Here is a 1,255-nt window from a genome sequence, read left to right as displayed (position 1 = left end):
GAAGTGGCATAGTTAATTTGGCCACCTGACTAGAGGTGATATTCTTACCTCAATAACATCACAGGTGAGCACATGGTTAAGCAATATTCAGCAGAGTTTAAACTCGAAGCTGCTAAAATGGTCGTTGACCATCATTACTCCGTGGCGAAAGCCGCTCAGGCTATGGACGTTAGCCTTGCCGCACTTAATCGCTGGGTTAAAAAACTGAGATTAGAACGACAAGGCAAAACACCAACAGGGCTCCCGCTTACGCCAGAACAGATTGAACTTCGTGAGATGAAAAAAAAGATACAACGCCTTGAAATGGAAAACGAAATCCTAAAAAAGGCTACGGCGCTCTTAATGTCGGACTCACTGAAGGATTCGCGATAATCGACAAACTCAGAGCGCATTACCCCGTCACAACACTTTGCCAACTTTTTGAACGTCATCGCAGCAGCTATCGTCACTGGCATCATCGAATGAAAAATGCCTTACCTGACGGCGTACGAGCGATTAAACGAAGCTTAGTCAAAGATGCCTGGAATTTAAGTGGCGGCTCTGCTGGCGCAAGGACTATTGCCACGATAGTGGCGACTCAATATGGTGTGAAAATGAGCCGTTATCTTGTAGGTAATTTAATGAAAGAACTTGGTATTACAAGTTGCCAACAGGTGAAGCATCGGTATAAACGCGGAAGTAAAGAACATATCGACATCCCAAATTTACTCGACCGCCAATTTGCTGTCACAGCGCCCAATCAAGTATGGTGCGGCGATGTGACGTATATTTGGACAGGAAAACGGTGGGCTTATCTGGCTGTCGTGTTAGACCTTTTTGCCCGGAAACCCGTTGGTTGGGCTCTATCAACGTCCCCCGACACAGGGTTGACATTAAAAGCCTTGCAAATGGCTTGGGAAATGCGGGGGCACCCAAAAGGGCTGATGTTTCATAGTGACCAAGGGAGCCATTATACTAGCCTTGAGTATCGTCACCGATTATGGCGTTATCAAATCACTCAAAGTCTGAGCCGACGAGGTAACTGTTGGGACAATAGTCCAATGGAGCGATTTTTTAGAAGTTTAAAACATGAATGGATGCCTTCAATCGGTTATGAAAGCTTGAAAGAAGCAGAGTGTAGAATTATCGGTTATATCACAGGCTATTACAGTGGCATCAGACCCCACTGGTATAACGGGGGATTGACCCCAAATGAATCTGAGCGACTGTTTTACAAACAGTCTAATAGAGTGGCCAATATTAGTTGACCACTTCA

General features: G+C 45.3%; 1 protein-coding gene. It reads left to right on the top strand.

From position 1 onward, the window contains the following. Positions 1-72: 72 nt before the first annotated feature. Positions 73-1,247, top strand: a protein-coding gene (locus PSF42_RS20700; protein WP_272672228.1) for an IS3 family transposase whose coding sequence is annotated in 2 segments (ribosomal slippage) — positions 73-319 and positions 319-1,247 — 1,176 coding nt in all. Because the reading frame shifts where the segments join, the coding sequence is not laid out codon by codon here. Positions 1,248-1,255: the final 8 nt, after the last annotated feature.

This window comes from Providencia sp. PROV032 (genome assembly GCF_028484875.1).
Lineage (GTDB): Bacteria > Pseudomonadota > Gammaproteobacteria > Enterobacterales > Enterobacteriaceae > Providencia > Providencia rettgeri_E.
The sequence above is the reverse complement of the archived record's forward strand: the minus strand, read 5'-3'. Positions and strand labels throughout refer to the sequence as shown.